General features: G+C 43.6%; 24 protein-coding genes and 5 tRNA genes. 27 read left to right on the forward strand and 2 right to left on the reverse strand.

All coding sequences use genetic code 11. The annotated features are described in order from the left end of the window. Positions 1 to 151 precede the first annotated feature (151 nt). Together rlmN and WC222_00070 are read right to left on the reverse strand one after the other, a co-directional pair. Positions 152 to 1,219, reverse strand: a complete 1,068-nt coding sequence (gene rlmN, locus WC222_00065) for a 23S rRNA (adenine(2503)-C(2))-methyltransferase RlmN (GenBank protein MFA6914770.1) — start codon at positions 1,217 to 1,219, stop codon at positions 152 to 154. Between the two features lie 7 nt (positions 1,220 to 1,226). After that, positions 1,227 to 1,300: transfer RNA gene (locus WC222_00070), tRNA-Arg, on the reverse strand. A gap of 172 nt (positions 1,301 to 1,472) precedes the next feature. Between WC222_00070 and WC222_00075 the strand changes: the two genes are divergently transcribed. From WC222_00075 to WC222_00205, 27 genes are all read left to right on the forward strand, one after another. Then, a complete protein-coding gene (locus tag WC222_00075) occupies positions 1,473 to 2,075 on the forward strand; it encodes a recombination protein O N-terminal domain-containing protein (protein ID MFA6914771.1) in 603 nt (200 codons plus the stop codon). A gap of 62 nt (positions 2,076 to 2,137) precedes the next feature. Beyond that, a tRNA-Leu gene (locus WC222_00080) sits at positions 2,138 to 2,221 on the forward strand. Positions 2,222 to 2,270: 49 nt separating this feature from the next. After that, positions 2,271 to 3,062, forward strand: coding sequence for an RMD1 family protein (locus tag WC222_00085; protein ID MFA6914772.1), 792 nt, complete (start codon positions 2,271 to 2,273; stop codon positions 3,060 to 3,062). Continuing rightward, a complete protein-coding gene (yidD, locus tag WC222_00090) occupies positions 3,059 to 3,268 on the forward strand; it encodes a membrane protein insertion efficiency factor YidD (GenBank protein ID MFA6914773.1) in 210 nt (69 codons plus the stop codon). The genes WC222_00085 and yidD overlap by 4 nt, the downstream gene beginning before the upstream one ends. Positions 3,269 to 3,321: 53 nt before the next feature. Further along, positions 3,322 to 3,394, forward strand: a tRNA-Gly gene (locus tag WC222_00095). A gap of 37 nt (positions 3,395 to 3,431) precedes the next feature. Beyond that, positions 3,432 to 3,503 (forward strand) — tRNA-Gly (locus WC222_00100). 41 nt (positions 3,504 to 3,544) lie between these two features. Next, positions 3,545 to 3,616, forward strand: a tRNA-Gly gene (locus WC222_00105). Positions 3,617 to 3,648: 32 nt separating this feature from the next. Beyond that, positions 3,649 to 4,947 (forward strand): trigger factor, encoded by a 1,299-nt coding sequence (tig, locus tag WC222_00110; GenBank protein ID MFA6914774.1) that lies wholly within the window; start codon positions 3,649 to 3,651, stop codon positions 4,945 to 4,947. Positions 4,948 to 5,069: 122 nt separating this feature from the next. Continuing rightward, a complete protein-coding gene (locus tag WC222_00115; protein MFA6914775.1) occupies positions 5,070 to 5,696 on the forward strand; it encodes an ATP-dependent Clp protease proteolytic subunit in 627 nt (208 codons plus the stop codon). Positions 5,697 to 5,718: 22 nt separating this feature from the next. Further along, complete coding sequence (gene clpX / locus WC222_00120) at positions 5,719 to 6,969, forward strand: ATP-dependent Clp protease ATP-binding subunit ClpX (protein MFA6914776.1); 1,251 nt, start codon at positions 5,719 to 5,721, stop codon at positions 6,967 to 6,969. Between the two features lie 6 nt (positions 6,970 to 6,975). Beyond that, positions 6,976 to 7,905, forward strand: a complete 930-nt coding sequence (locus WC222_00125) for a GNAT family N-acetyltransferase (GenBank protein MFA6914777.1) — start codon at positions 6,976 to 6,978, stop codon at positions 7,903 to 7,905. 523 nt (positions 7,906 to 8,428) lie between these two features. After that, complete coding sequence (locus WC222_00130) at positions 8,429 to 9,130, forward strand: hypothetical protein (GenBank protein MFA6914778.1); 702 nt, start codon at positions 8,429 to 8,431, stop codon at positions 9,128 to 9,130. A gap of 20 nt (positions 9,131 to 9,150) precedes the next feature. Further along, entirely contained in the window at positions 9,151 to 9,603 is a 453-nt protein-coding gene (locus WC222_00135; protein MFA6914779.1) for a hypothetical protein, read from the forward strand. A gap of 136 nt (positions 9,604 to 9,739) precedes the next feature. Next, positions 9,740 to 10,306 carry a SycD/LcrH family type III secretion system chaperone gene (locus WC222_00140; protein ID MFA6914780.1) on the forward strand — a complete coding sequence of 189 codons (567 nt, stop codon included), beginning with the start codon at positions 9,740 to 9,742 and terminating at the stop codon, positions 10,304 to 10,306. A gap of 12 nt (positions 10,307 to 10,318) precedes the next feature. Next, positions 10,319 to 13,996 (forward strand): hypothetical protein, encoded by a 3,678-nt coding sequence (locus WC222_00145; GenBank protein MFA6914781.1) that lies wholly within the window; start codon positions 10,319 to 10,321, stop codon positions 13,994 to 13,996. 19 nt (positions 13,997 to 14,015) lie between these two features. Next, entirely contained in the window at positions 14,016 to 14,573 is a 558-nt protein-coding gene (locus WC222_00150) for a SycD/LcrH family type III secretion system chaperone (GenBank protein ID MFA6914782.1), read from the forward strand. Positions 14,574 to 14,611: 38 nt separating this feature from the next. Continuing rightward, entirely contained in the window at positions 14,612 to 16,231 is a 1,620-nt protein-coding gene (locus WC222_00155) for a hypothetical protein (GenBank protein ID MFA6914783.1), read from the forward strand. Between the two features lie 24 nt (positions 16,232 to 16,255). Then, entirely contained in the window at positions 16,256 to 17,215 is a 960-nt protein-coding gene (locus WC222_00160; protein MFA6914784.1) for a hypothetical protein, read from the forward strand. A 71-nt stretch (positions 17,216 to 17,286) separates the two neighbouring features. Further along, positions 17,287 to 17,679, forward strand: coding sequence for a type III secretion system chaperone (locus tag WC222_00165; GenBank protein MFA6914785.1), 393 nt, complete (start codon positions 17,287 to 17,289; stop codon positions 17,677 to 17,679). A 70-nt stretch (positions 17,680 to 17,749) separates the two neighbouring features. Continuing rightward, the gene (sctD, locus tag WC222_00170) at positions 17,750 to 19,903 is read left to right on the forward strand and encodes a type III secretion system inner membrane ring subunit SctD (protein MFA6914786.1); all 2,154 of its coding nucleotides are present in this window, start codon (positions 17,750 to 17,752) and stop codon (positions 19,901 to 19,903) included. A 169-nt stretch (positions 19,904 to 20,072) separates the two neighbouring features. Continuing rightward, positions 20,073 to 20,321, forward strand: coding sequence for a DUF5398 family protein (locus WC222_00175; protein MFA6914787.1), 249 nt, complete (start codon positions 20,073 to 20,075; stop codon positions 20,319 to 20,321). 485 nt (positions 20,322 to 20,806) lie between these two features. Then, complete coding sequence (locus tag WC222_00180; protein ID MFA6914788.1) at positions 20,807 to 21,076, forward strand: DUF5407 family protein; 270 nt, start codon at positions 20,807 to 20,809, stop codon at positions 21,074 to 21,076. A gap of 192 nt (positions 21,077 to 21,268) precedes the next feature. Then, a complete protein-coding gene (locus tag WC222_00185; protein MFA6914789.1) occupies positions 21,269 to 21,751 on the forward strand; it encodes a SctF chaperone SctG in 483 nt (160 codons plus the stop codon). Between the two features lie 34 nt (positions 21,752 to 21,785). Next, entirely contained in the window at positions 21,786 to 22,478 is a 693-nt protein-coding gene (locus WC222_00190) for a hypothetical protein (GenBank protein MFA6914790.1), read from the forward strand. Between the two features lie 63 nt (positions 22,479 to 22,541). Next, a complete protein-coding gene (fliI, locus tag WC222_00195) occupies positions 22,542 to 23,858 on the forward strand; it encodes a flagellar protein export ATPase FliI (protein ID MFA6914791.1) in 1,317 nt (438 codons plus the stop codon). A gap of 16 nt (positions 23,859 to 23,874) precedes the next feature. After that, entirely contained in the window at positions 23,875 to 24,378 is a 504-nt protein-coding gene (locus WC222_00200) for a type III secretion T3S chaperone (protein MFA6914792.1), read from the forward strand. 46 nt (positions 24,379 to 24,424) lie between these two features. After that, on the forward strand, positions 24,425 to 25,792 hold the full coding sequence (locus tag WC222_00205) for a hypothetical protein (protein MFA6914793.1): 1,368 nt from the start codon (positions 24,425 to 24,427) through the stop codon (positions 25,790 to 25,792). The last annotated feature ends 12 nt before the right edge of the window (positions 25,793 to 25,804 follow it).

Genomic DNA, 25,804 nt, shown 5'->3' on the forward strand with positions numbered 1-25,804 from the left:
AACATTTATTAGACATGCAGAACATATGACTATATCAACCTCCCCTAAAACAAAGGAAGCATAATCTTATTATCTTCCAAGGAGGATATTAACTCAAATTAACAGGAGATGACGTATTGGAAGAGAGCTGATTTTATCGATACAGCGCTTTTTAGGGAGTTTTACCCAAGGCGATGAGTTGTTTTCGCAAGCCTAGATTTCCTAACTGGCCGCATGCAGCCATAATGTCCTTCCCTTTTGTGAGTCGAATAAGAACTTGATGTCCATTAGAGCGTAATCTATGGGCAAAAGCTTCCATAATTTCTAAGGGCGGCGGAGAGTATCTGTCTCGGCTCTGCGGGTTGTAAGGGATAAGGTTGATTTTTACAGGTAGATTTTTAAGGTAGGATTGAAGCTGGTCGGCATGCTCGAGTGTGTCATTCACTCCTTCTAATAGAACATATGCAATAAGGATCTGCCTTCTTTTTTTGTTACAATAATGCTCCATAGCAACATAAAGGTCCTCTAAGGAGTGCTTTTTATTGATGGGCATAAGGCGGTTGCGTAATTCGTTAGTAGGAGCTGTCAACGACACTGCGAGATTGGGTGTAAAGCCTTCTTCTTCGGCTAAACGATAAATCCCTTCAATTAAACCGCTCGTAGAAAGGGTGATATGGCGGGCGCCTATATTTAATCCTAAAGGATCGTTCATTACTCGCGCTGCCTGCAATACATTCTCATAGTTATCGAAGGGCTCTCCCATCCCCATAAAAACCACATTACGGATAGGCTGTTTCAATACATGCTGGGCGATGAATAATTGGGCTGTAATTTCTTGGACCGAAAGATGGCGTATGAGGCCCATCCTTCCCGTTTCACAGAAAGCGCAGCCTAAACGGCAGCCTACTTGCGAGGAAACGCACAAAGTGCTTCCAGCCTGCATAGGGATGATCACCGATTCCGTATCCAGGTGATCTAAAGTCTTTAAAAGAAACTTTCCCGTTGTCCCGTCATCCAGTTGTCTATGCAATAAGGGTAGAGCAAAGTCCGTAGCTTCACAGATTTGTTTTAAGAGGGTTCTGGCATTAGAGAAAGCAGGATGATGCAGGTGAATTGCGCCCCTGCGAAAAAACTGTTCATAGACGAGGGCAGCGTGCTGAGCACCCTTTCCTAAGAGGGAAAGGATTTTTTGTGAATAGGATGAGCAGGTTTCTGCTAGAATGGGAATTAGGTCTGACATAAAATTATGCACCGAAGAGGGTTCGAACCTCTAACCACCCGGTTCGAAGCCGGGTACTCTATCCGATTGAGCTATCGGTGCCAGTAAAAATTAATACACCGATAAGGTTACACCACCTGGAGGTTTTTTAACAAATACGAAAGGTTAACTCTCTAAAATCAGCTTTATTTGCTTTGTTATAGCCTGTCTATTTATACTCATTTGGAATTTCGAAAGAAGCTAATCCTCTAAAGAAGTCAGACAGGAGAATGTTTTGGAAGCGCATACCGGCATTATTGTTAAAACTACCCGCTATAACGATGTTGCTTCCATCGTCCATCTATTTAGCGAGGAGTTGGGGATTATTGCAGTCTATGTATCACATAGCAGCGCCAAAAAAGGGGGCGGTGAAGCATTGATTACCCCTCTAAATGAAGTGGAAATCACCTTAAACCGCAAAAATGGGTCTTTGTGGCAGAGCAAGGATTGCAGGCTTTCTTACGGCTTTCTAGGTCTACGTAACTCTTTGAGTACATTACAAGGTTCTGTGAGTCTATTGAATGCGATTGTAAATTCGCAGCCTGAAGAGAGGCCTGCACCTGTGCTGTATGCATTGCTAAAGGATTACTTACGTCGCCTAGAAAGAGGGGAGCCTGCATGGAAAATCGTCAGCAGCTTTCAGTTAAAGCTTTTACGGTTTGAGGGGATTTGGAGTGATGAGCTTCCGGATGAAGTCCCTTTTAGTCCAGAGGAATGGTTGACATGCGTGCATCTTGCGTATTGCCGTACACATTCGGAATTGCAAGCGGTGACCACGGAATTTCCTGATGAATTGGCGCAGAAAATAGACCGTTTATTCGTGTGTAGAATCGAATGAAGAAAAATAATTGCAGAGGAATTCCCTGTAGTGCTATAGTTGTTTGCGTTATTACCTATTGAGCGAAAGTGGCGGAATTGGTATACGCGCTACCTTGAGGTGGTAGTGAGGGAAACCTCGTGGGGGTTCAAGTCCCCCCTTTCGCAAATCTACTGTCTACTGCCCCCAAAAAATAAACTTTTTACGTGTAAAAGCATGCAGTGCACAGCCTATTGTACGGCAACATCTTACAGGGTGAAGCCCCTTTATAATTTTCTCCAAAGCGAATATTCCACTACACTCTATCGTAATGTTATCCATATTGAAATGCAGGGTAAGAACGGGCGTGCAGATTGTTTTTTCTTCTCCTACGGAGTCTGTGTTTGTTGGTGTCTAGAAACTGACGAAGCAGAAATCATGCTCAAAACAATCCAGCCTTTTGAGGAGGGAAGCCTTCCCATTAAAGAAGTGGATGAATCAGAATTTACTTATGGTGATGTAGCGAAAGTCAGAGACGGTCAAATTGTCTTGCCAGACGCGGAAGTATTGACGAAACTTTCTATTTCATACGGTCTGGCACAATCGGTTAAGCTCGCAGCCTTTGAAACTGCAGTTCAGAAAACTTATGATTCCTCAGAACATATTCCTGAGGAATTGTCGCGCTACGGGCATATCAGCCTCTCCCGCCGAGCCATACGTCAACGCATGGGCGAACTGTTCAATGTGCGCAGCTCCATCAATCTTCGCCTGGACGTTCTGGATTCGCCGGATTTCTTTTGGGACTACCCGGAATTAGAACCGTTATACCTTCAAGTGGCCGCAGACGACGAGCTGCAAAAAAGGCTGGAAGTTCTAAATAAACGCTTAAGCCTCGTTCACGAGATGTTTGAAATGTTGGGTAATGAACTTAATCACCAGCATTCAAGCCGTCTTGAATGGACTATTATTGGCTTGATCGTTATTGAAGTGGCTCTGACCCTGCTAAAAGACTTTATCGGGGCTATATGAAGCGCATAGCCCTTTTTCTCATTAATTTCTTTCAGTTGGCTATCAGTCCTCTTCTAGGTAAGAGCTGCCGGTTTTATCCCAGCTGCTCTAATTATGCTAAAGAATCGATCATAAAGCACGGGACGCTGCGGGGGATTTGGCTGACGGTTAAAAGGCTTCTTAAATGCGGTCCATGGCATCATGGAGGATGTGATCCGGTGCCTTAATAAAAAAGCCCTTGCGGAAAATTGAGCGAGGCCCTAAATTGTTCTTACGATTTGCGGGTGTAGCTCAGTTGGTAGAGCGTTACCTTCCCAAGGTAAATGTCGTGAGTTCGAGCCTCATCACCCGCTCAGAGAAGTTCATTACTTCTTATAACATTTTTTTTTTGCGGGCGTAGCTCAGTGGTAGAGCATCACGTTGCCAACGTGAGGGTCGTGAGTTCGAGCCTCATCGCCCGCTTTTTTGATTTTGATTAGCTTCTAAGAAGCACATACAGTCTTGCGGGCGTAGCTCAGTGGTAGAGCATCACGTTGCCAACGTGAGGGTCGTGAGTTCGAGCCTCATCGCCCGCTTTTTTCCAAACATATTCTAAGAGAGGTTTCCTTTGTCGGACCTAAAACAAAATTCACAAAAATTTCAATCAGACAATATTTCGGTTGAAGTTAAATTTGAGCCCGGTTGCCAAGTTTCATTGGATATCACTGTAAGCCCTAAAGCCGTTGAGGCCGCTTATCAGAAAGCCTTGAAAACGATCAATAAGGAAATGTCTTTCCCCGGTTTTCGCAAAGGACACGCCCCCGTAGCTGTCGTAGAAGAAAAATTTGGCAAATATATCCAAGAAGAATGGCAGAATATCCTCCTCCGCACTGCTTTCAATGATGCCATCGATCTGGTAAAAATTTACCCCCGCACAGAAAAAAGTGTGAATAATGTAAAAGTCAATTCACTCGTGCGTAAAGAAGAAGCCTCTCTGCATTTTGATTTCGAAAGCCGTCCTGAGGTTCCTAATGTAGATTTGAACGGCTTCAAGTTCGAGCCGGTTGCTATCCGTCCTGTAGAAGACAAAGATGTCGAGCTCGCTATTTACAAACTGCGTTTTGAACACGGTGAATTTACACCTGTCGAAGGGCGCGCTGCTCAAGCCGGCGATTTCGTTATGGTTGACATCGATGCCATTATCAACGATGAAGGACAAACTGCTAAGGTCGCCGAAGGGACAACTTTCGAAGTCGGATCTGAGCATGTTGTAGAATGGCTAAGAGATCTGGTTGTTGGATTAAATGTGGGCGAAAGCAAAGAATGCAATGTTCACTGCGATGCTTCCGATCATTCCGGCCATCATCATGGAAGAAAAGTCACTTTGCTTGAAATTAAACAAGGCGAAATCAGCCCCTTAAGCGAAGGACTCATTAAGCAAGTCGGATGCGATAGTGAAGAAATGCTGCGCAGTCAAGTGAGAAAAAGAATTGAATTAGATCATGCTCGCGAAGCAGATCAAAATAAAATCCATCAGCTTGAAGCATATTTTAATCAGAAATATGACTTTGATGTTCCTAAATCGATGTACGAAAATGCATCAAAGGAAATGGCGCGTCGACATATCGCTCATCTCCCAAGACAAGAAGGGGATGAAGAACAATTCCATTCAGAATCAGAGAAGATTAAGCAAAACACGACATCCGAACTTAAACAAGCTCTCCGCCGCTACCTTCTAGCTCAGCAAGTAGCCATGCAAAACAACTTGAAAGTCACAGAAAATGATCTTTACTACGCTCATATGAACGAAGTCATTATGAAGGGTAAAGAATCTAAAATGGACGAACAAGAAATGTCACGGCTTTATGGACAAGTGCTCCAATCTAAAGCAATGGAATTTCTTATCCAAACAGCTGAAGCACAATAGCTATTTTATCCGGGCGGCTTTAGCCGCCTGGGAATTTCCTTTTCACTTGACCGCTGAGTGTGATACCGTCTATAACTAGAGTATCCAGATATACATAGATTTATTACTTTTTTGAGGAACGCATGGAACAAGATAAACGGCCAAAAAATTCTCTGACCCCTTATGTTATCGAAGATACTGGACGCGGTGAACGTTCAATGGACATTTATTCCCGTTTGCTTAAAGACAGAATCATCTTCCTCGGCACTGATATTACCGATCAAATTGCCAACGTTGTCGTTGCCCAACTGCTCTTTTTAAAGATGGAAGATCCGAAAAAGGACGTCCATGTTTATATTAACTCCGCAGGTGGATACCTAACCTCCGGTTTGGCTATTTATGATACGTTGAAGTGGCTAGGTTGCGATATACGTACATACTGCATTGGACAAGCTTCCTCTATCGCTGCTCTTCTTTTAGCTGCCGGCACCAAAGGAAAACGCTACGCTTTGCCTCATAGCAGAGTGATGATCCACCAGCCCCATGGTGGCGTAGGTGGAACCCAATCCGATATCGCACTACAAGCTAAAGAGATAATTTACCAAAAAAATCTCTTAATAAAAATATTCTCCAATTGTTCAGGACAACCCCTTGAAAAAATCGCGGCCGACTCTGAACGTGACTTTTTTATGAGCGCCGAAGAGGCCAAAGAATATGGATTAATAGATGAGGTTGTCCAAGTAGCACCTCCAATAGCTCCTAAAGTTTAAAGTTCTGAAAATAGGAAATGTTATGACTAAAAAGCCGTTTGCGCAAAAAGAGGTTCCAGCTTGTTCTTTCTGTGGCCGTACTGAAGAAGCCGTTGAAAAACTTATCTCCGGACCCAATGTCTATATTTGCGACAAATGTGTTCAACTTTGTTCCGGCATCTTAGATAAAAAAGCCACTCCCACCAATTATGAATTCAGAGTGCTGAAGCCGAAAGAAATTAAAGAAAGGTTGGATGAATATATTATCGGTCAGGAAAGCGCTAAAAAAACTATTTCTGTAGCCGTCTATAATCACTACAAACGCATCAGAGCCCTGAATAAAGAGTCCGGCATTGAGTTCAGCAAATCCAATGTTTTACTATTCGGTCCCACAGGATCCGGTAAAACATTAATAGCCAAAACTCTGGCGCAAATTCTTGACGTACCTTTTGCCATTGCCGACGCTACTACTTTAACTGAAGCCGGTTATGTGGGCGAAGACGTAGAAAATATTATTCTCCGTCTCCTCCAAGCTGCCGATTATGATGTAACTAAAGCAGAAATGGGCATCATCTACATCGATGAAATTGATAAAATCAATCGCACAACTGCCAATGTCTCCATCACACGTGATGTGTCCGGTGAAGGCGTTCAACAAGCTCTTCTTAAAATTGTTGAAGGAACAATTGCTAATGTCCCTCCAAAAGGTGGCAGAAAGCATCCTAACCAAGAATACATTAAGGTTAATACCGAAAATATCCTGTTCATCGTAGGCGGCGCCTTTGTCAATCTAGATAAGACGATTGCGCGCAGACTAGGAAAAGGGACCATTGGTTTCGGATCTTCTGAAAAAGAAGTCATCGACCATACCCAGAAATCTTTACTTCTCAGCCGCGCTGAGACAGAAGACTTCATTCAGTTTGGAATGATCCCTGAATTTATCGGCCGCTTTAATAGCATCGCTAACTGTAACGAATTGACTCAGGAAGATCTTGTAGACATCCTAGTCCGTCCTAAAAATGCTATCATAAAACAATATAGCGCAATGTTTGAGATGGAAGGTGTAAAAGTCAACTTTACTCAAGATGCTCTTGAAGCCATTGCAAAAAAAGCTATTGTTGCCGGCACAGGTGCACGTGCGTTGCGTATGATTATCGAGGGATTAATGCGGGACCTTATGTACGAAGTTCCTTCCGATAGCTCTATCCAAGAAGTCGCCATAGATAAAGAAGTCGTGGAAGGAAGTAAGGAGCCTAATGTTCAAAGAGCAGGAAAAAACCGCAAAATCGCCTAATCTCTTATGATTAAGATCATTGTAGAAAGACCGGAACAACTGACTCCGGCAAAGCGGCAGGAATATGCTGCTTTACTGGAGTCAAAATTGTCTTCCCGCCTATTTACAGGACGCAATCCTATGGGCATTAAAAGCGGGGAGCTTTTGCTTCTAGGCGCTTATGCTGAGGATCGCTTAATCGGGTGTCTATCCTATAGTGTATATAAAGGTCTTTTTGCCGCCGATTTACTTTACATCAGCGTATTGCCTGAATTTCGTCAGCAGGGGATCGGCCTTTCACTACTGAATTTCCTAAAAGAAGACCTCATACAGCGTAATGTGCATGTCTGCTGGGCAATGTACATCAAAGAAGATCCCTTCACCTCAACATTGCAAGATTTATTCGCCAAAACCGGTTGGGGTGAACCACATCATGAAATCATTCGGCTTTTCCTTGATGCATGGGAATACGTCTCTCCCTATTCTAGCTACCCTCTTCCTAAAGGCTGCGAAATCTTTAAATGGACCGATTTGACGGATGATGAAAGAGCAACCTTGAAATTCAAAGATCAACAGAGAAGCTTTCCTGAGCACGTGAGTCCTTTTTCCACTAAATATGCTATTGAACCCTTGAATAGTCTTGGTATTCGATGCGAGGGTGAAATTATTGCCTGGTTGATTACGCATCGTGTAAATAAGGAAACAATTCGTTTTTCCGTCTTTTATGTTTCACCTGAATACCGAAGAACAGCTTGTTTCTTAGAGTTAGGCAACATAGCAATTGCAGCTCAGCATAATTCTCCCATCCAATGGGCTATGTGTGAAATAAACTTTACGCAAGGACATTCTACTTGGCGTCGCTTTGCGATGCGTGAGTTAGCTCCTCATGCAAAAAAAATTGAAAATATCTATATCTCGACTCTAAATCTAAAAGAATTAGATTGGGATTCCGTTTAAACACTCACTGCACCTAATTCTATATAGTCAATTAATTGATAAGGATATGTGGTTTAAACCGGTAATTCCTTCTATCCTTTTGGCACTTCTTTTCACAATTTTCTCTCTTTAATAGTAAATTCCGGCTTAATTGTCATTCATTAAACGTGTAACTATAACAGTTTGAATTGTTTAATTATTAGTTATGTTAGTTATCTGTAATTGCTATTGTTTAATTAATTAAATAAATTATAATAATAAATAAGGGAGTTTCATGATTGGATAGTTTTCTCTTGTTTAAGGGTCGCCAATCGTTCTCTTAAAGCTGGCATGAAAAATGCAATTTTTCTTGGGAAAGCTTGAGGTGAACAATAGGGCAAATCCTAAGTTTTTAGGGGCTGCTCTAAATGCAAAAGCTACAAGGGAAAGCAACCAAAATTGACCGGAATAAAGATAGAAAATGAGCATTTTAACTGCTCCATTATCTCTCTTAAGCCCCTGAGGGTTGCTAATAAATAGCAAAAAATTAGGAAGGAGGGACACTATGTCGTCCGTTCAGCCAGTTGATCCTGCCGAACTGTACGGCCACACCGAACAAGCAGCAATAGAGCTTCTCTATATCAAAGCTGCGAATGAGGTGATAGGCTACCATATGGAAAGGCTTGAAGATGCACTAAAATCCACTAAGGACATTCTCTCGGCTTTAACAGCTCTTCAGAATGCTAAAAACGAACTTGAAGTCAAAGACCGGGAAGTTCCCGAATTTGACGAAGGCGATTACGAAGAACAAGCGAGCTATACATTCGGAAGCTCCATCAAACCCGAGCTTACGGATTTTGATTACAGCAAAATTCAAGATTACAAAGAGGATCTTGAAGATGCTCTGCAGGATTTATTGAATAGCTTGCCCAGTGATGAGCAGGATGCAATTCAAGATGATCCCAACTCCATTTATACTCTAGCTAACAAGGTAATCGAACAAATTGGAAGCAGTGAGCAAGATGCAGAAGCTTGGGTTATGGATAACTATGATAGGCAAGATGGCCTAGACACTTCTCAAACAGGTCTTTTTCAGGGTGCCCTAACACAAGCCATAACTGCCGGGCAGTCTCTAAATGACACTAAAACAGAAGAAGTGCGGCGTTTTCTCTATGTATTTGAAGAATATAACAAATCAGCAGGTGCGATCCTCAGTAAAATCAACGATATCATCGTAAATACTGCTAGAAATATTGCTAAAACCTAATTAGGTAAGGAGTAAGGATTATGTCCGTTCCACCAGTAGACCAAATGAGCGGTTCGTCGATATCAGGCTCAGGCTTTGAGAAGACATACCGTATAGATTTGGTATTTCAGCTGATCCTTCAAGTCATCGGTACCCTGCAAGGAGTTGCTGTAGCGCAAGCTCAAAGGTTACAACTCCTGACTTCTTGGCAGCAGGCGTATACGACATTGATGAACAAAATCCCTATCTTTACGCAAAACACCTCGCTTTTCGGTGGTACAACCACCGAAGACGGTAACTTGCGTGATGATGAGAACCGTGTCAACAGCTCGTATACAGAACAATTGCGTTCACTACGTTCACAGATTAGTGACGATTCGAAATCTTTACAATCTAACTTGAACCAGACGAATGACGGCGTTACGCAACAAGCAAACTTGGCAACTGCATTACTGCAAGAGCTAAGTACTATATTATCAACTATTTACCGCTAAGGTGGATAGGCTGAAAAATAGAAGGGTGGACGCATTCAATGCGTCTACCTTTAACGGCTTACAAGACAGTTAATTACTACGCATCATTGAATGACAAATTTTAGAACGAATAGATGACCGATCTCAAGGAGGAGCCATGAAGGGGGATCCGCAACGTGTAAAAAGGGCAGCAGAAGCCGTTGGTGAAGAAGTGGAAGGGCAAACTTCCACCAAAATGCAAGGTATGGCCGGTGATTTGCTTCAGAAAGGCCAGATCCCAAAAGACTTATTAGGTATTAATGAAGCAATGATGGAAGGCATTTACGGACAAGCGTATCGCCTTTACAACACAGGTAAATATAGGGATGCATGCCAATTGTTCCGTTTATTGATCATGTTAAATGCATCCGAATCAAAATATACGATGGGATTGGCCGCTTGTTTTCATATGTTAAAAGAATTTCGCAACGCAGTAGGAACATATTCACTCTGCGGAATGTTAGACCCGGAGAACCCCATACCGCATTTCCATGCTTCTGATTGCTATATCCAAATGGGGGACATGATGGCCGCTCTTATTGCCTTGGAAATGGCGGTAAAGCGTTCAGGAAACAAGCAGCAATATGCCACACTAAAAGACCGCGCATTACTTACAATGCAGAGCCTACGCAAAGAAATAGCTGAAGGCGAAGGAATGAAAAAAGGTAACGCGGGAAATATTTAAGGAGTTTGTGTCATGAGCGACAACAATATTGGTGATCGTACTAGTCACATATTAAATCAATGGCAGGTCAACCAGGCAGAAGAGCAGCAAGAGCAGCAACAAGTAAAACAGCAAGTGATTAAAGATCAGTTGATGAAGGCGGATATCGCTGCAGCCCCCGTCATTGCAACTTATACTCAGGATGCCCATATACCCAAATTATTAGACCCTGCACCTCAGAATTCCGAAACCGAACAAGAAGCTAATGGAAACTCAGAAGAAGGATCAACGGAAAGTGCTCTTAATAAGGGACAGTTAATTATGAGAGGTCCTTCTCCATCAGGCGGAGAACCCAGATTGCCTTTTAATCAGCTTTCTCAGGAGAACCGCAATCTAAATGAAAATGCACTTAAACAATTTGCACAACAAAATGGTTTGGACCCAGGCTCCGCTCGCATTGCCTATTTTTTTGCTAAAGCTAATCCAAATCAAGAACTGGCCTCTCCATTTAATGCTTTAGGTCAAACTGTTTCCACAAAATCAGCCACTTCTGAAGGCTTGAAACAGTCAAATTTCAATAAATTACTGAATGGGTCCGGAAACCAGTTACAGGAACTTGCCAATAAACTGGGAGTCACACCGGATCAGGCACGGCAGCTAGTAAACCAGGCTTTTGTCTCAGGCCAAAGCGATAATCCTGATGTGCAGGAGTTTGTTAACACACTAGGCAGCCAAGCGGATGCTGAATCAGAAAAACAAGTAAGCGATCAGACCTTTAATCGCGCTTTGAACGGTTCTTCCGGCAGCATTGAGACACTTGCTAAACAATTAGGAAAAACACCCGAAGAAGTAAAAGAAATGGTCGTGCAAGCGCGGGATAATCCCGATGCAGACCTGCCCCCTGAAGTCAAAACTCTTGCAAGAAATGTACAGCTACATTCTGAGAAGCTTTCTGAAGAAGCTACAGTCGATCCTAAGAGTGAATTTACCACGATGATCAATAGTTCAGAGGGCCGCGGAGCAGAGAAAGTCAAGTTTCTCGCTAAACAGTTAAATATGAGCGAAGACGATGTAAAACAGCTTCTGCAAAAAGCAGCAGATGATCCTACTGCAGATGTACCGGTAGAGATTGCACGGGCTGCTGCCAAACTAATGGATAAGGCGACGGATAGCGCTATGGATAAAGCGACCGAGCACCTGGCAGGACAACTCCTTGACGGTAAAATTGCTGCAGGAGGAGACAAAATCGCTTCACTGGCAAAAAAACTGGGGATCAGCGAAGAAGAAGCTAAAGCGCTGCTGCAAAAAGGATTAGTTGACCCCGACAGCGTCCCAAAATCCGTGATGAAGCTGCTTAAAGAGATGATGCAGGATAGCAAAGCGGAAGCTTTTGCTAAGTTGTCCGGAGAGCCTACGCAGGGCGAGATGGACAGCGCGATCAACAGCGAATCAGAGACATTTTTTAAAGAGGCCATGGGCAAAATGGGATTGTCTCCCGATGCGCAAAATAAGGTTCTCTTCGCTAAAAACAATCCCCAACTTGCTGATCAATTGGACCCGGATATTAAGGAAATTTATCAGAATATTTTAGCCTCTTCCAAAGAGGGTTTTGAAGAGAATTTTGGCATACCCAAAACTTACCAATCGTCGTCTTTAACTGTCAGTCTTACGGATAATGGTACTGAAAGCTATGACAATGCTTTCGAAAACTCCTTAAATAATCTGAGGAGTTCCGGCCAGATCACAGACAAGGATGTAGCCCAATTACGCCAGCTGCATTATAACCCTAATTCAAATGTAGCCTCCACAGAACAAATTACAGAACTATTCAAGCAAATAGAAGGCGAAATCATTCCCCAGCTCCGCACTCAGCTAGGGGCGCCTGATACTTGGAATCCTAAACCCGGTTTAGATAGATTTGGGGCTGTGATGAATGGTGAATTGGCGATGGTGTTAGAGAAAGCTATCGGTGAGTTAAAGGAAAATGGGACCATCAGCAAAGACCAAGCACAGCAAATTCAAAAACAATTGGCCGGTGGTGCAGATGCTCCTGAAGAACTGCAAAACCTCATAAAAACAATCCTTGGCAATGCCCTTACACTTGTATCCGCAAAATATGGTGTAAGCCCGGGCAGCTTGGAAATTGATGCTCCTCTAGGGGCGGGAAAATTAAGCCCGGATGTCGCCGGACTAGCTAAAAGCAGTTTGCACATGGCGGATGAGGTAATTGATAATTTCAAACAGAACATCAAAGCAGCAAAAGATAGCCCTCTCGCTTCTGTCTATTTGCAATTTTTAAAGCTCACACGTGAAGCCCTGCAGTCATGTAAAGAGTACTTGTTCACGATGAATGCAGGAGACTCCAAACGGGCCAAAAATATGGCCGTGACAGAACTTTCTAAACAGATGAACCGCCTAGAGCAAATGAAAAGGCAGTTCGCGGAAAGGGATGCAGCAATAGAAAAAATGGAAGGCATGGGCATTTTGATGATCTTCCTTATGATCATCATGGCTGTCATCATGATCATTTTGGCGGTTATCCTTATTGGCGGTATCGTTGGACTGATAGTTGCTGTCATCATAGCTATTATGGAGGTTATAAATATCTCTTTACAAGCTGCGGGAAGCCCGGCGGCGGAGGCCTTCAGTTATGTCACCATGGCGGTGGAACTGTTGCTGAGCTTTGTTCAGTTAGCCATGGCACCAATGAAGGCTGCAATGACAGCGGCAGCTAAAGCTATTTCTACAGCAACCCAGCAGGGTGCTGCAGCCACTATGAAGGCCGTAATGAAAGCGGTGATAGGAATTTTAGTTGCAGTCCTTTCAGCCATTGTAAAGGCTGTTTTTGAAGCGATGGGAGAGGCTATCAAGGCTATAGGAAAAGCCATGAAACAAATGATACAGTCGCTAGTAAAAGCCCTCACCGGAATGGCTGATGGAGCGACCAGTGAAGCCGGCCAAGCCCTTCTTAAGAATCTGGATAGCTTTATGACAGTAACACCCGATATGGTCACGGGAGGTGCCTCATCAGCACAGCAAGCGCGAATGGCTTCTATCTCTACACCAAGCACCACCTTTACCGAAGCCTTTAAAAACATTGCTAGCCGTATTATGGAAAGGGTTGCGGTTCTCATGCAAAATATGATGAAAGGAGTGGGCGATACAATGAAAGGCTTTACGCAAGGAATTGATGATATATGCACAGGCATAGCAGACTTTTGTAAGTCGCCGGTAGAATCTGTAAAAGAAGGTTTTGAAGGCCTTAAACAATCTGGCCAAAATATGAAAGATGCCTTGAATATCAATCCTACGAAAGATGTTCACCATGCAGACGGTACTGTCACCAAAGAAATCAATTGGATGAATGACTATACCGACGAAGCTTTTATGAAGAGTGAAGGCGCTACCCTCAATACAAAAATGAAAATGATTTTAGGTACGGGAGAAGCATTATCCGGAGGCGGTAAACAACTGGTCAGCGGCCTTAAAGACAATGCATTAGCGGAGTCTCAAGCAATTATGCTGGAATTGGACGCCTGGCTGGCAGAAAGTGCCGAAATGCTCAAATTCATTAGAAAATGTATCAATAATTTGATCCAAGCTTTAGGTGAGCCTATGGAACAAATTAAAGCGATCAGTGAGTCGCAATCAAAATTCTGGAAGGATATGTCAGGCATCGGTACAGGTCTGGCACAATCATTGCAAGGTTAAACAACAAGGAGGATCTGCTATGGGCCAAGAAAAAGCAAGAACGATTGAAGAAAGGGTAAAAGAACTGACGCCTTCTGAAAAAGATGAAATGTTTAAAAAAATGGATGTTGCATTTGAAAGGGTTCTAAAGGAAAAAATTCCTTTATTTACCGCACTGAACATTCCGCATGAAGTGCTGGATTTCACTTATGATGAAGCTTACCGTATGTATCGAAATGGCCATTTCGAGAAAGCACAGCAATATTTTGAGCTTTTAAACCTTCTCGACAGTAAGGATAAAAACTTTATCTTGGGCCTTGCAGCCTGTTTGCAAATGCGTAAATTATATAAAAACGCAGCGGACGTATATGATGTCTTAGCGAATACGATCCCTACCAGCCCCCTGCCGCATTTTTATAAATACGAATGCTTCATGCAGATGAATCAATATGATGAGGCCAAAGCTTCTCTTGAAAAAGTCATAGAGCTAGCCGGAACTTCACCTGAATTCATTCAGATGTCCGACAAGGCCAAAATGATGCTTGAAGGGCATGTAGCAAATTTTCCGGTCGCAAATGCCGGAGCTGAAGAAAAATAAGTTCCCTCCCTCTATTGGAGGGAAAGGAGTTGTCAAGGATGACAGTTCTAGGTTCAGATGCTAGTTATAGTAGTGGAGGCCCCCAAGGTCCTTTACAAGAGGATACTGCGAAAACTGCTGCCGAAACGGTGCCGCACCGCGCTTTATTGATCACCCAAGATACTATCAATGATCCGACAGCCATGGCGATGATGCTGAATACGGATGAAATGAAAAGAAGCGGGCACTACCAGTCTCAGTCTCCCAAGCCGTCTTTGGATATGCCATTATTCAAAATGCGCATGGGCGATGTCTCTCAAAAACCTTCGGATGATGCTCTAACAGATAAAAGGGAACAGCTTATTAATTCCATGCCGGAAGATGCACAGAATAGGTTAGGGGAAGAAGAGCAACGCCCCTTTGACCAAAGGAGCTTTTTATACACGGGGCTGGGACACTTATTGAATATTGCAGCCAGGATACTATCCGGAGCAGAAGGCGCCGGTCAGCCTCTGGCAGAAGATGCAATGAATACGCAGCTCTATGAGAATTTTGCATTGCTCCCTTATGTGGGGCTTCTAGGTGCCACTAAAAACGGTGAAGATGTCTCTGCTTTCCTGCAGGGAAACCTTGAGGAGCTAGGGCACAATTACCCCGACTTTGATGCCTTGATGCAAGAAGCCGGAAATTTCACCGGTTTAATGCAGTCATTCTCTGAAGTGTCAGAAAAAGCATTATCGGGACAGGCTACTGCCGGCGATGCTGAAAAAATGAAAGATTTGGCTGCCCAGCTTGAGCAAAGAGTAAGTTCTTTGGCAGGTAGGGACATCGGAGGATCTTCCGGCGTTTTCTTACCTCAACTGCAAGCAGCTCTTTTAATCGCCCAATCCTTCTCTGATCCTGCACACGCTGCTCCTGCAGCGCTTATGGGTCAAAGCATAGCCCAGTTTGGCCTGGAAGGCGACAAGGAAGGGTCTGGTGTGATGGGCGGAGGCTTGCATGCCGGTCTTGAAAAAGGGATTTTGGATAATTTAGGAGGAACGCAGCACGTAGTTAAAACATTCGTCACATCTTTGCTTTTGGGTGTAGCCGTTACGGCTGCTTTGGTCAGTGCAAATGGCTTGGGAATGACACCACAAAAAGGCGAAAAGGAAGTAGAGGCTAGTAAGTCCTTTGATGCACAAATCACGATGCATTTTGTTCTAAAAACGGGCCTCTTTGAAAGTTTAATCAATGGAATTGCAGATGCAGCTCAGGTTCCGGAAAAGGAAAGGGCCGATTTTCATGCGGCTGTCCTTTTAGGAATACTAGCAACAGCAATTTTAGTGAGTGGAAATAATAATGAGGATAGGCAGGCAGCATTGGCCTCCTCATTAGAAAATTTTATACAGCCGCATCTACAACATCTTACAAATGATGCCGGTACACAGGAAGTGGATGATGAAAATGCTGCAAAAAATATTGCTTTACAACAATCGATGCAAGCACTGACGAACGGCCATTTTAAGGATATGATTGCCATTTGCAAAGCAATGTTAAGTGATGCTAGCGGCGATCCTGAAGCTTTTGAAAAAGACTTAGGCTCGTTTTTGTCTACAGTAGGATCCTTTGGAGAGTCAGTACAAAATGGATTGAGTGCACAAAACTCTCCACTCCCTTCTGTGGCCATTGCCGCATAAAGGTATTAAACAAGGAGTAATAATATGTTGTTAGACATTGGAATCAATCAAAATAGTGGCGGCGGTGTAATAGATGACGATTATATAAAAAATAATCTCCCTTCACTTGCCGAAAGCATAAATGCAGATGGTAAAGTCCAATCGGATGGCTCCATTAAGGGATCCGGACAAGTAGACAAAGATGTTGCTTTTAAGGATTCTTTAAGCGGGGCAGGAGAAAATTCGGGGGTGGGTGGCAAGGGTACTTCACACGGTACTCAAGTGGACTCCAAAGTTCCCAGCCTACCCGAAGGAAATAACGGCACTCCCCCTCCAGGAGGAAAAGTGGACTCTTATTTCACCGGACCTTCCATCGCGTTTTTTGCTATTGTTGCGGAAGCCATGGACCAAGTCAAACGCCTAATGCAGCAGATCGATGCAGTCGATACCAAATTCCAAAATACACAGAATCTTGAGAGCCGTGAATCTGCAAAATTAGCTCGAGACCAGGGCTATGAAGCTGCTGATGATAAACGCACCGGCGGTTTGATGGCATTAGGCATTGCTGTCCTCTCTGCTGTCGTTCAAATCGGTGTTGCCGGAGCGCAGGCCAGTAACCTGAGCAAAACGCAAGCCGCTGCAAAAGGTGGACAGGATACAGGGGCGGTCGATGCAAACGGAACAGCTGTTCTTACAAAACCAGACGATAAAGCTTGGGATAAAGGAAGAATGAAATCGGACAATCTTTCCACTGTGGGTCAGATTGCGAGTGGATTAGGCAGTGGCGCATCGCAGGGTGCATCAGGCATCTATGAAGCGAGCAGTATGGAACACTCGGCCGACTCTCAATTAACTCAAGATGCCGCACAAGCTTACAGCAAAGGCGCCGATGCAGCATCGCAGGAGAAAAAAGAGGAACAAGACACGTTCTCCAAAGCTTTGGATGGTCTTGCCGATGCGATAAGAAAAGCCAAAGAAGCAGCAGCCCAACTTTTAAAAGGGTAGGCCTGTTAAGCTTGGATATATTGGAACTAGAAGGAGAGTTTTAACTCTCCTTCTTTTTGTAGGAGGAAATAATGCTGGAAAGACACCTCGAAAAATTGGCTAAAGAGTGGGAAGTAAAGCGCGGTTTTAGTACTTCAACACCCGGTGTATTTGAAATCCCTCTAGGGGATGACCTCTCGATTGTGCTGACTGCTATTGATAGTGGATTTAGCCTTTATACGGTATTAGGATCCTGCACCGTAGAGAAAAAAGGAGATTTTTTTCTTAAGTTATTGGCTTCCTGTAATTTGGGTGAGTCCACCCGCGGCGCTATCTTCAGTCTCGATGAAAAAGAAAATTTAGTCCTTTCCCAATGGGTAAGAAATGCACCTCAATATCGAGATTTTTACGAGATCATAGAAGACTACGTTGAAATAGTAGACACCTGGCGCGCTGTATTAGAATTAGAAGTCTTAGCTAAATAGACCATTGGCACAAAACATGCTTTTACTGTTTTATTATTGATGCTGAACGTTTTCTATCAGGACGGTACAGATGTCGGCAAAACTTGTGGCAGAAGAAGGTGTTTTAAAGGGTCTGTCCTTTCCATTTCTGGAAGGTGAAGAGTGGACCATCGGTCGTGATCCCGATAATTGTGAACTTGTCATAGAGGATCCGGATGCGTCGCGCTTACATGCTCGCTGCCACCGGGTAGCCAATGGACTGGTCATCGAGAATTTAAGTCAGGAGCAACCCACCGAAGTAAACGATAAGGTCGTAGATCAGCCGCGCATGTTGCAAGAAGGGGATACCATCAAAATTGGGAGCACACTTTTCCGATACCACATCTCTGAAAAGGAAGAAAATCCCGCAAGCTCCGAAATCTTAGAATCTAAGGTGAGCCCAGAAAAGGGGGAAAGTCGTATGTCTGATGCCGAAAAATCCCATTTAGGAAGTCTAGCTAGCGGAGACGACGCTAAAGATCAAAATGAAGAAGTCGAACCCTTAAACTCTGAAGGGGAACAAGATGTCCTCGAATCCTCTGAACAAGAGGAAAAAAATCCCCCTAGTGAAGCAGCAGAAGAATTGCTAGAAGAGGAAATATTGGAGCGTCAAGAAGAAAAAAGCCCCATTTCTGATGAACAAGATGACATTTTTCCGGCAGAAGAGCATGCTATAGGTGCGGAAAAATATTCCGCTGAAGGTCAAGAACCTTCCCATAATACTAACACAGAAAGTACAAATAAAGACGTAATGGATACTATTTTTCAGGATGAAGCTTCTAATGATAATAAGGATTTAATTGCCGAAGTTAATTTTGATATGTTGGAAACAGGTCGCTGGCTATTAAAAGTCGTAGGCGGACCTAATACAGGCGCTGAGTTTTCTATGCAGGCCGCATCCAACTATCTTATTGGTACCGACCCAAATACCTGCGATATTGTTTTTCATGATACGAGTGTTTCGCGTCAACACGCCCGCATCACGATTTCTGATGAAGATACTCTAGTTCTCGAAGATCTAAAAAGCCGTAACGGCACAATGATTGACGGTAAAAAAGTCGAAGGCCGCGTCGCATTGGAGCCAAACGTCATCGTTTCTGTAGGCACAACCTCTTTTGTCGTTTTTGACCGCGAAGGGGAAATGCAAACAATTATCTCCCCCATGCTTCCTTCCATTGTTAAAGTCCTCCAACAAGAAGAAAACAAAAACGAGAAAATAGAAGAAACTGCATCTGTAGTTCCTCCCTTAGCACCCCTTCCTACGGAAGTTACCTCGCAATTAGAAGAAAAACCTACAAGTAAGACCACAGCTCTCGGAGCATTTCTACTTATTTCCTTAGTGACAGGACTTTTCTTAGTCGTAGGCATCGGAACGTTGGCTCTATTTAGAAGCGAACCTGTTTCGATCGAAGAACCGTTAAATATTAATGCGACTCTGAAAGATGCCCTTTCTCCATTTAAAGATGTCAAATACTCTTATAATCAACCTTCGGGACGATTATTATTAGTAGGGCACGTTCTGAATGCGACTGATAAAAACCAGCTTATATATAATCTGCAAGGCCTTCCATTCGTTAAAACAATCGACGATAAGGGCATTATTATAGACGAGTTTGTCACACGTGAGATCAACCCTATCCTCGCACGTAATAAAGCTTGGAAAGGTGTAACGATTCAAACTCCTCAGCCCGGCCAGTTTGTTCTTACAGGCTACCTCCAAACACGCGACCAAGCAGAACAACTATCTGAATACATCAATACGAACTTTCCTAACCTTGACCAGTTAGATAGACGTATCATCGTAGAGGAAGAAGTCACGAGTTCCGTTGAGACGATGCTCCAAAAAGTGGGCATCCGCGATGTTCAGATAAAGATAACTAGCGGGGAAGTTACCTTGACAGGTGGCATTCCTTCCGGAAAAGAAGCTGAATTCAATCGTATTTTACAAGAAACTAAGTCTATTCCCGGCATTCGTAATGTACGTAGTTATGTCAGCGAATTGCCTGCAGAAGCTTCTCTAGTGAATATTTCAGACCGATACAAGGTATCAGGCGCCTCAAACCAAGGCGGAGTAAACCTAAGCGTCGTGATTAATGGACGTATCCTGGGAAGGGGCGATATCTTGGACGGCATGACTATTACAAGCATTAAGCCGAATGTGATATTCCTTGAAAAAGACGGAATAAAATATAGAGTAGATTATTAAAATGAATATAATATTGTATGTTTCTATCGCAGAATAAAATAATTAAATAATTATTATTATATTATGTTGATATATCTATCTGGATTTGATAAAATAAAGATAGTAGAGAAAGAGACTTCGATATAAAAGGTATATATAACCGAACGACATAGACGCATACGAGGTAAATATGTTTGGGCTCGAAGACCATAAAAAAAAGAAAGATAAAACTGACGAGTTCATCTATGAATTGGAAACTGAACTGAAAAATAGAGCCTTTTTCTCAAAAACGAAAGAACGTATTGAAAGCCGTATCCAATTGGTAAAAGAAGTTCTCAGAAGCGGTGAGAGCAAAGAAGAGTTTGACCGCTACGGAACGCTGTTACACGGTTATACAGCCTTCCTTAAAGTTATTGCGCGCCTCAAAACGATTAAATAGGCGCAAAAGTTTAAGATACGCTGCAGTATGCCTGCAGTGTTGTCCGCTCGACGAGCACTTGGCAGGGGTTTACCTAGCTAAGGCTTGTTATGGAAATGCAAGGTAGGGTAGATGCCCCCTTGGCATATACACAGGTAGATTGTCGGATAGGAAGAAATATCCCTCTGGCAGCCTACAGAACAGGGTTGGGGAAGTGTTATTAAGACATAAGGTTCAGGAATGCATCTTATGCTTCGAACTAAGATTAAGCCCAAGACTGTGGTAAGCATACTTTACCTGTGTATTTCAAGGATGTGGCTTCTCTGGCCGGCAAGAACATAAACAGGGCTTAGTAGGAAACCCTGCAAAGTGCTCGTCGAAGCGTATAAAAGATTTTAGTGTGTTGAGATTCAGAAACGGGGCAAATGAAATTTCCCCGAGGAAATGTACTTTCTAGTAAGGATTGAAACACAATAACCAAAAAATATCCCTAGGAGGGTAATATTATGCCACAGAACCTACAGTTCTTCGCTGGTAATAACGTACAGTCTGGCTTTAATGTTAATTCACTTTTCCGTTTAGTCCATGACGCTACAATCAGCGCTAAAACTAAATTGCTGCAGATCAAAGATCGCAAAAGCTCCATCAGCATCGGCGATATGTTTGAAATGCAAATGTTGATGAACCACTTGTCACAGCTTTCTGAAATGTCGACAAACGTTGTTTCAGCATCAAACTCAGCAATATCTTCGATGGCCCGTAACGTTAAGGGTTAATCGACTACTTGAAGAAGTATTTCGATATTTCTTCAAGTTTGCCACAGGGCATGGTTCGGCACAGGTATTATACCAGCTAAACCATGCCTTTGGCTTAATGTACTTAATAGGACGGGGTGCTACTTGAGATGAGATATTCATCTCTACAAAAGCCTTAGATGACAGCGCAAATTCTACCGCAATAGGTTTTATATGAATCAGGATAAACAAAAAGTTTTAAAAGAAGATTTTGGTCTTCTTATTGAAGCAGGCTTCATCGCAGTCAAGCAACTCGATGAGACAAGCGCTAGCCGTATCTTTCATGCCGCTCAGGTGATTAGTCCCCAGAGCGTCGCACCTCAGATAGGGTTAGGGTATATTGCTTTGAATAAGTTGGAAATCAAAGAGGCTACCAAAATCTTTGAATCTGTCATCAAGCAAGAACCGGATAATAATTTAGCTCAGGTTTTCCTGGGGATCTGCTTCCTGCTGACCAAGCCCAAGCGTAGCAAAGGCGAAGAAATAATAAGTGAAGTCTTAAGTAAGACCACTGATCCTACAATCATCAACCTGGCGAAAATATCGCTGGAGTGGGCTGAAAAAGATTTAAAGACGGGTAAGACACGCTTTTCCTTTGAAGACGGCTCCAAAAAAGTCGAAAAAGGGCCAGCAGCAGTTCCCGCAAAACCCCAATAGCAGGATTCAATCCTGAAAAGTTAGGGAGAAAGTCATGGCAGAGTATGAAAAAATTGAAAAAATTGGAAGAGTCGACGAAAAGCGTAAAGTCGATGGCGATGCTTACATAGATGAAGCAGATCGCATTCCACCCAATAAAGAACATTTTGACGCTTTAATAACTGCTGAAAACTCCAAGTCGCAACGCGTGACGGAAGTTAATGAACAGCAGATGAAAAAGGTTACCCTCATGGAGGAAATCCGTGAAGTAGGTGGCCGCGTCGATTGGATGCGTAAAAAATCGCCGGATGAGCTGGCAGTACAAACCCGTGACGTTATAGCACAGGTAGACGAAATTAAGAAAAAGCTTAAAACAGCTGATCTTAAGATCGATCCGTCCGTACAGTCTCTTATGGAAAGTAAACTTTCCCATATCGACGAAAAACTTAGAGTCGCTATAGAAAAAACAGGCGGTCAATACACCACCTTTGAAACGCGTGAAGCCAGAGCTAGTCTGCGCAACCCTATTGAAAAGTTCCTCGGTTACTTGGAAAATGGTGAATCGCAGCTGCAACATATTGCTAAAGAAGTTAGTAGTATGGGTGCCAATAACCAATCCATTACACCTGCCAACATGCTGCTTATCCAGATCAAGGTAGGCTTTGTACAACAAGAACTCGAATTTTTCACCAGTTTGCTAAACAAATCACTAGAATCGACAAAAACATTAATGAACGTACAAGTATAATGCCTGCGCCGCACATTTGTGCGGGCGGCATTATATTAACAGCAAGGGCAGGTAGGTGGACCTATGGGAATGGATGACCATTTTGATAGGATTTTAGGAGGGCTTGACGACATCAAGCTCACGACTGTTAACGGGCGCATCACAGAAGTCGTCGGGATGCTTATCAAAGCAATCGTCCCCGGCGTTAAGATTGGTGAAGTCTGTTTAGTCAAAAGAGAAGGCGAACCCTTACGTACTGAAGTCGTTGGTTTTACACGCGACGAAGTGTTCCTTTCGCCCCTAGGCGAAATGAAGGGTATCGGGCCATCCTCTGAGGTTATCCCCACGCATCTCCCTCTACACATTAAAATCGGCCCCAACGTTTTAGGACGTATCCTAAATGGCTTGGGCGAACCTATGGATGTAGAGACCAAAGGCCCCCTTATCTGCGATGATATCTATCCCGTCATCCAGCCCCCTCCCGATCCAACCAAACGTAAACGTATCAGCGACCCCATTTCTGTGGGTGTCAGAGCCATCGATGGTGTATTAACGACAGGACAAGGACAGCGGGTAGGTATATTCGCTGCTGCAGGCGGTGGTAAATCCACTTTGATGGGCATGATTGCCCGTAACGCCGTAGCCGATGTAAACGTGATCAGCTTAATCGGGGAAAGGGGAAGAGAACTTCGCGATTTTATAGAAAAAGACCTTGGTCCTGAGGGACTGAAGAAATCCGTCCTCGTGGTATCCACCTCAGACCAAGCTTCCCAGTTAAGACTAAACGCTGCCTACGTAGGAACGGCCATAGCCGAATATTTCCGCGACCAAGGCAAATCAGTTATCCTTATGATGGACTCCGTTACCCGTTTTGCGCGTGCTTTACGTGAAGTAGGGCTAGCAGCGGGCGAACCTCCGGCACGTGCGGGCTATACCCCTTCCGTATTCTCCACTTTGCCCAAACTCCTGGAGCGTACCGGTAACAGTGAAAAGGGGTCTATCACAGCGTTCTATACCGTTCTCGTTGCCGGCGATGATATGAACGAGCCTGTAGCGGACGAAGTACGGTCCATTCTAGACGGACACATTATCCTCTCCAGCGACCTAGCAAAAAAATTCCACTATCCTGCGATTGAAGTTATGTCCTCTGCAAGCCGTGTTATGAACGGTATTATCTCGAAAGAGCACCTGCAATTGGTCGGTAAGCTGAGGGAAGTACTGGCAAACTATGCTAAAAACGAACTGTTAATAAAAATTGGCGAATATAAACGCGGTACCGATAAAATGGGGGATTTTGCCATCGACCATATCGACAAAGTGATAAAATTCCTTAAGCAGTCTGTAGATGAAAAATGTTCATTCCAGGAGACAGTACAGCTATTAAGAGCAATATTTAAGTAGAGGCGGCTAAGCTATTATGGGCGATCCAAGGTTGGTATACCCTCTTCAACAGATTATTACGGTGAAAGAAAACCGCGTAAAGGAACAAGAAAAAGTCGTCGCCGAAAAACGCCGAGCCCTTGAAAAAGAGAAAGAGAAGCTTAAAGAAGCCGAAGAAGCGCGAGATAAAGTTAAACAGCACCATAAAGACAAACTCACTCAGCTGCGTTCAATAATGGATGAAGGAACGACAAGTCCTGAAATTTTACAGATGAAGGCCTACATCAAAGTCGTCCAGGAAAAACTAGTAGGCGAAGAAAAAAAAGTTAAAGACCAAGAAGGTCAGGTAGAGCTTGCGGAAAAGAACCTAGAGACAGCGATTGAAGTCCTAAGGATAAAACGGCAAGAAGTCGATAAACTCATGACTCACCGCAAAGACTGGACAAAGCTAGCAATGTTCGAAATTGAAAGGGCGGAAGCCGTCGAGCAAGATGAGATGGGCTCGATTATATTTGTAGGAAGGCACCGCTCAAAAAAATAGCGGAACGGTTTGTAAAACCGCAACGTAGACAACAGGGAGGTATCCAATGCAGGTACCAGAAAGTTTTTTTCATAGATCTCCATCTTTGGAGCCTAATCGTAAAAAAGACACTACCCGTGTCCAACCGGCAGATGACTCATTTCGCAAAATGATGGCGGAAGAGCGACGCAAAATAAAAGAAACCGATGTCGATGCTAAAAGAAATAGTAAAGACATGGGTGAAGTCGAAGAATCTGACGATGATCAAGAATTTTCGATCTTCGGTACGCCAAAAAAAGAAGCCCGCCCTGCCAAAAACGCAGTAGCCGTACCCCAGCGCGCTCCCAAACAGCCGCAAACAGAAGATAACGTGGCTGAATTAGTCAACGTTCCTACTGAAGCGGATGTTGAAGCACCTCCGGAAGAACCTGAAGTTATTAGTAAACAACAGTTTACGCCAACAGTCACCGATCAACAGTCCAAGCTGGACGACGTAAGGCAAAATAACGCTCCTGTTTTTGTAGAGAAAAAAGATAAAGAGGACCTGCAGAAAGCACAGGCTGCCTACAATGCAAGGAACAAAACTAGCAAGCAGGATGCTCCTAGAATAATAGTTCCGCAAAGTGACGGACAGGAAGTCGTAGAAACACCTACGGAAGATATAGTGCATGGAAAGCAGCTGATCAAGGAGCAACAGTCGGAGCCGCAGAAACAAATCGCTATGCCCGGTTCCAAAGAAGGCGAAACTCATTTTAAAAATGTACAGGATCAACAAGCAGCGGAAATGAAAAAAGCTCTAGGCGTTCAGGATCCAAAGGAAGTGAATGCTAAAAAAGAACTTCCTAAAACTACCCAAGAAAAATCCGAAAAGGGCAATGCACCATCCGAACAACCCCGCGCCGATGATAATACGCCTATAGACCCCCGTTCTGTTGCCTTTATTCCGGCTGGGGCACTCCCTAAAGAAAAAGGGGAGATCGCAGTCAATTCGGAACAGCCTGTCCAGAAAGCACCTCTGGCTACAAAGCTGCAGGAAATAGTTGACCAAATTGTTAAAGAGATATACACCTTAAGTGATGATGGGTCATCTGAAACTACGATAACATTGCAACATCCACCCCTGTTTAATGGCGTCAAGGTGGTGATTGAGACATTTAAAAATGCTCCCAATCAGCTGAATATCACCTTTGTAAACCTGACCGGACCGGGAAAAAGACTTCTAGATGAAAATTTAGCGAGCTTAAAAACCGCCATTGAACATAATGATAGGGGAATGATCGTACAGCAATTGAGTACGACGACACTAAATGAAGTTCCCCGTTACGTCGCGGATGCGCAACAGAACCAGAAAGACCGCGATCAACAAGATCAGCAAGGGTCTGGTAAAAATAATCAACCCGACGATGAAGACGAGGAAAAAAAGCGCAAAAAATAGAAAATCATTGAA

Source organism: Parachlamydiales bacterium (assembly GCA_041671045.1).
Classification (GTDB): Bacteria; Chlamydiota; Chlamydiia; order Chlamydiales; family JABDDJ01; genus JABDDJ01.

Coding starts and splice junctions, on each gene's coding strand:
- sctD (MFA6914786.1), top strand. CDS start 17,750: ATGTCGGCAAAACTTGTGGCAGAAGAAGGTGTTTTAAAGGGTCTGTCC.
- clpX (MFA6914776.1), top strand. CDS start 5,719: ATGACTAAAAAGCCGTTTGCGCAAAAAGAGGTTCCAGCTTGTTCTTTC.
- WC222_00140 (MFA6914780.1), top strand. CDS start 9,740: ATGAAGGGGGATCCGCAACGTGTAAAAAGGGCAGCAGAAGCCGTTGGT.
- WC222_00145 (MFA6914781.1), top strand. CDS start 10,319: ATGAGCGACAACAATATTGGTGATCGTACTAGTCACATATTAAATCAA.
- WC222_00190 (MFA6914790.1), top strand. CDS start 21,786: ATGGCAGAGTATGAAAAAATTGAAAAAATTGGAAGAGTCGACGAAAAG.
- WC222_00085 (MFA6914772.1), top strand. CDS start 2,271: ATGCAGTGCACAGCCTATTGTACGGCAACATCTTACAGGGTGAAGCCC.
- WC222_00165 (MFA6914785.1), top strand. CDS start 17,287: ATGCTGGAAAGACACCTCGAAAAATTGGCTAAAGAGTGGGAAGTAAAG.
- WC222_00180 (MFA6914788.1), top strand. CDS start 20,807: ATGCCACAGAACCTACAGTTCTTCGCTGGTAATAACGTACAGTCTGGC.
- WC222_00160 (MFA6914784.1), top strand. CDS start 16,256: ATGTTGTTAGACATTGGAATCAATCAAAATAGTGGCGGCGGTGTAATA.
- WC222_00125 (MFA6914777.1), top strand. CDS start 6,976: ATGATTAAGATCATTGTAGAAAGACCGGAACAACTGACTCCGGCAAAG.
- WC222_00130 (MFA6914778.1), top strand. CDS start 8,429: ATGTCGTCCGTTCAGCCAGTTGATCCTGCCGAACTGTACGGCCACACC.
- yidD (MFA6914773.1), top strand. CDS start 3,059: ATGAAGCGCATAGCCCTTTTTCTCATTAATTTCTTTCAGTTGGCTATC.
- WC222_00155 (MFA6914783.1), top strand. CDS start 14,612: ATGACAGTTCTAGGTTCAGATGCTAGTTATAGTAGTGGAGGCCCCCAA.
- WC222_00150 (MFA6914782.1), top strand. CDS start 14,016: ATGGGCCAAGAAAAAGCAAGAACGATTGAAGAAAGGGTAAAAGAACTG.
- rlmN (MFA6914770.1), bottom strand. CDS start 1,219: ATGTCAGACCTAATTCCCATTCTAGCAGAAACCTGCTCATCCTATTCA.
- fliI (MFA6914791.1), top strand. CDS start 22,542: ATGGGAATGGATGACCATTTTGATAGGATTTTAGGAGGGCTTGACGAC.
- WC222_00175 (MFA6914787.1), top strand. CDS start 20,073: ATGTTTGGGCTCGAAGACCATAAAAAAAAGAAAGATAAAACTGACGAG.
- WC222_00185 (MFA6914789.1), top strand. CDS start 21,269: ATGAATCAGGATAAACAAAAAGTTTTAAAAGAAGATTTTGGTCTTCTT.
- WC222_00205 (MFA6914793.1), top strand. CDS start 24,425: ATGCAGGTACCAGAAAGTTTTTTTCATAGATCTCCATCTTTGGAGCCT.
- WC222_00200 (MFA6914792.1), top strand. CDS start 23,875: ATGGGCGATCCAAGGTTGGTATACCCTCTTCAACAGATTATTACGGTG.
- WC222_00115 (MFA6914775.1), top strand. CDS start 5,070: ATGGAACAAGATAAACGGCCAAAAAATTCTCTGACCCCTTATGTTATC.
- WC222_00135 (MFA6914779.1), top strand. CDS start 9,151: ATGTCCGTTCCACCAGTAGACCAAATGAGCGGTTCGTCGATATCAGGC.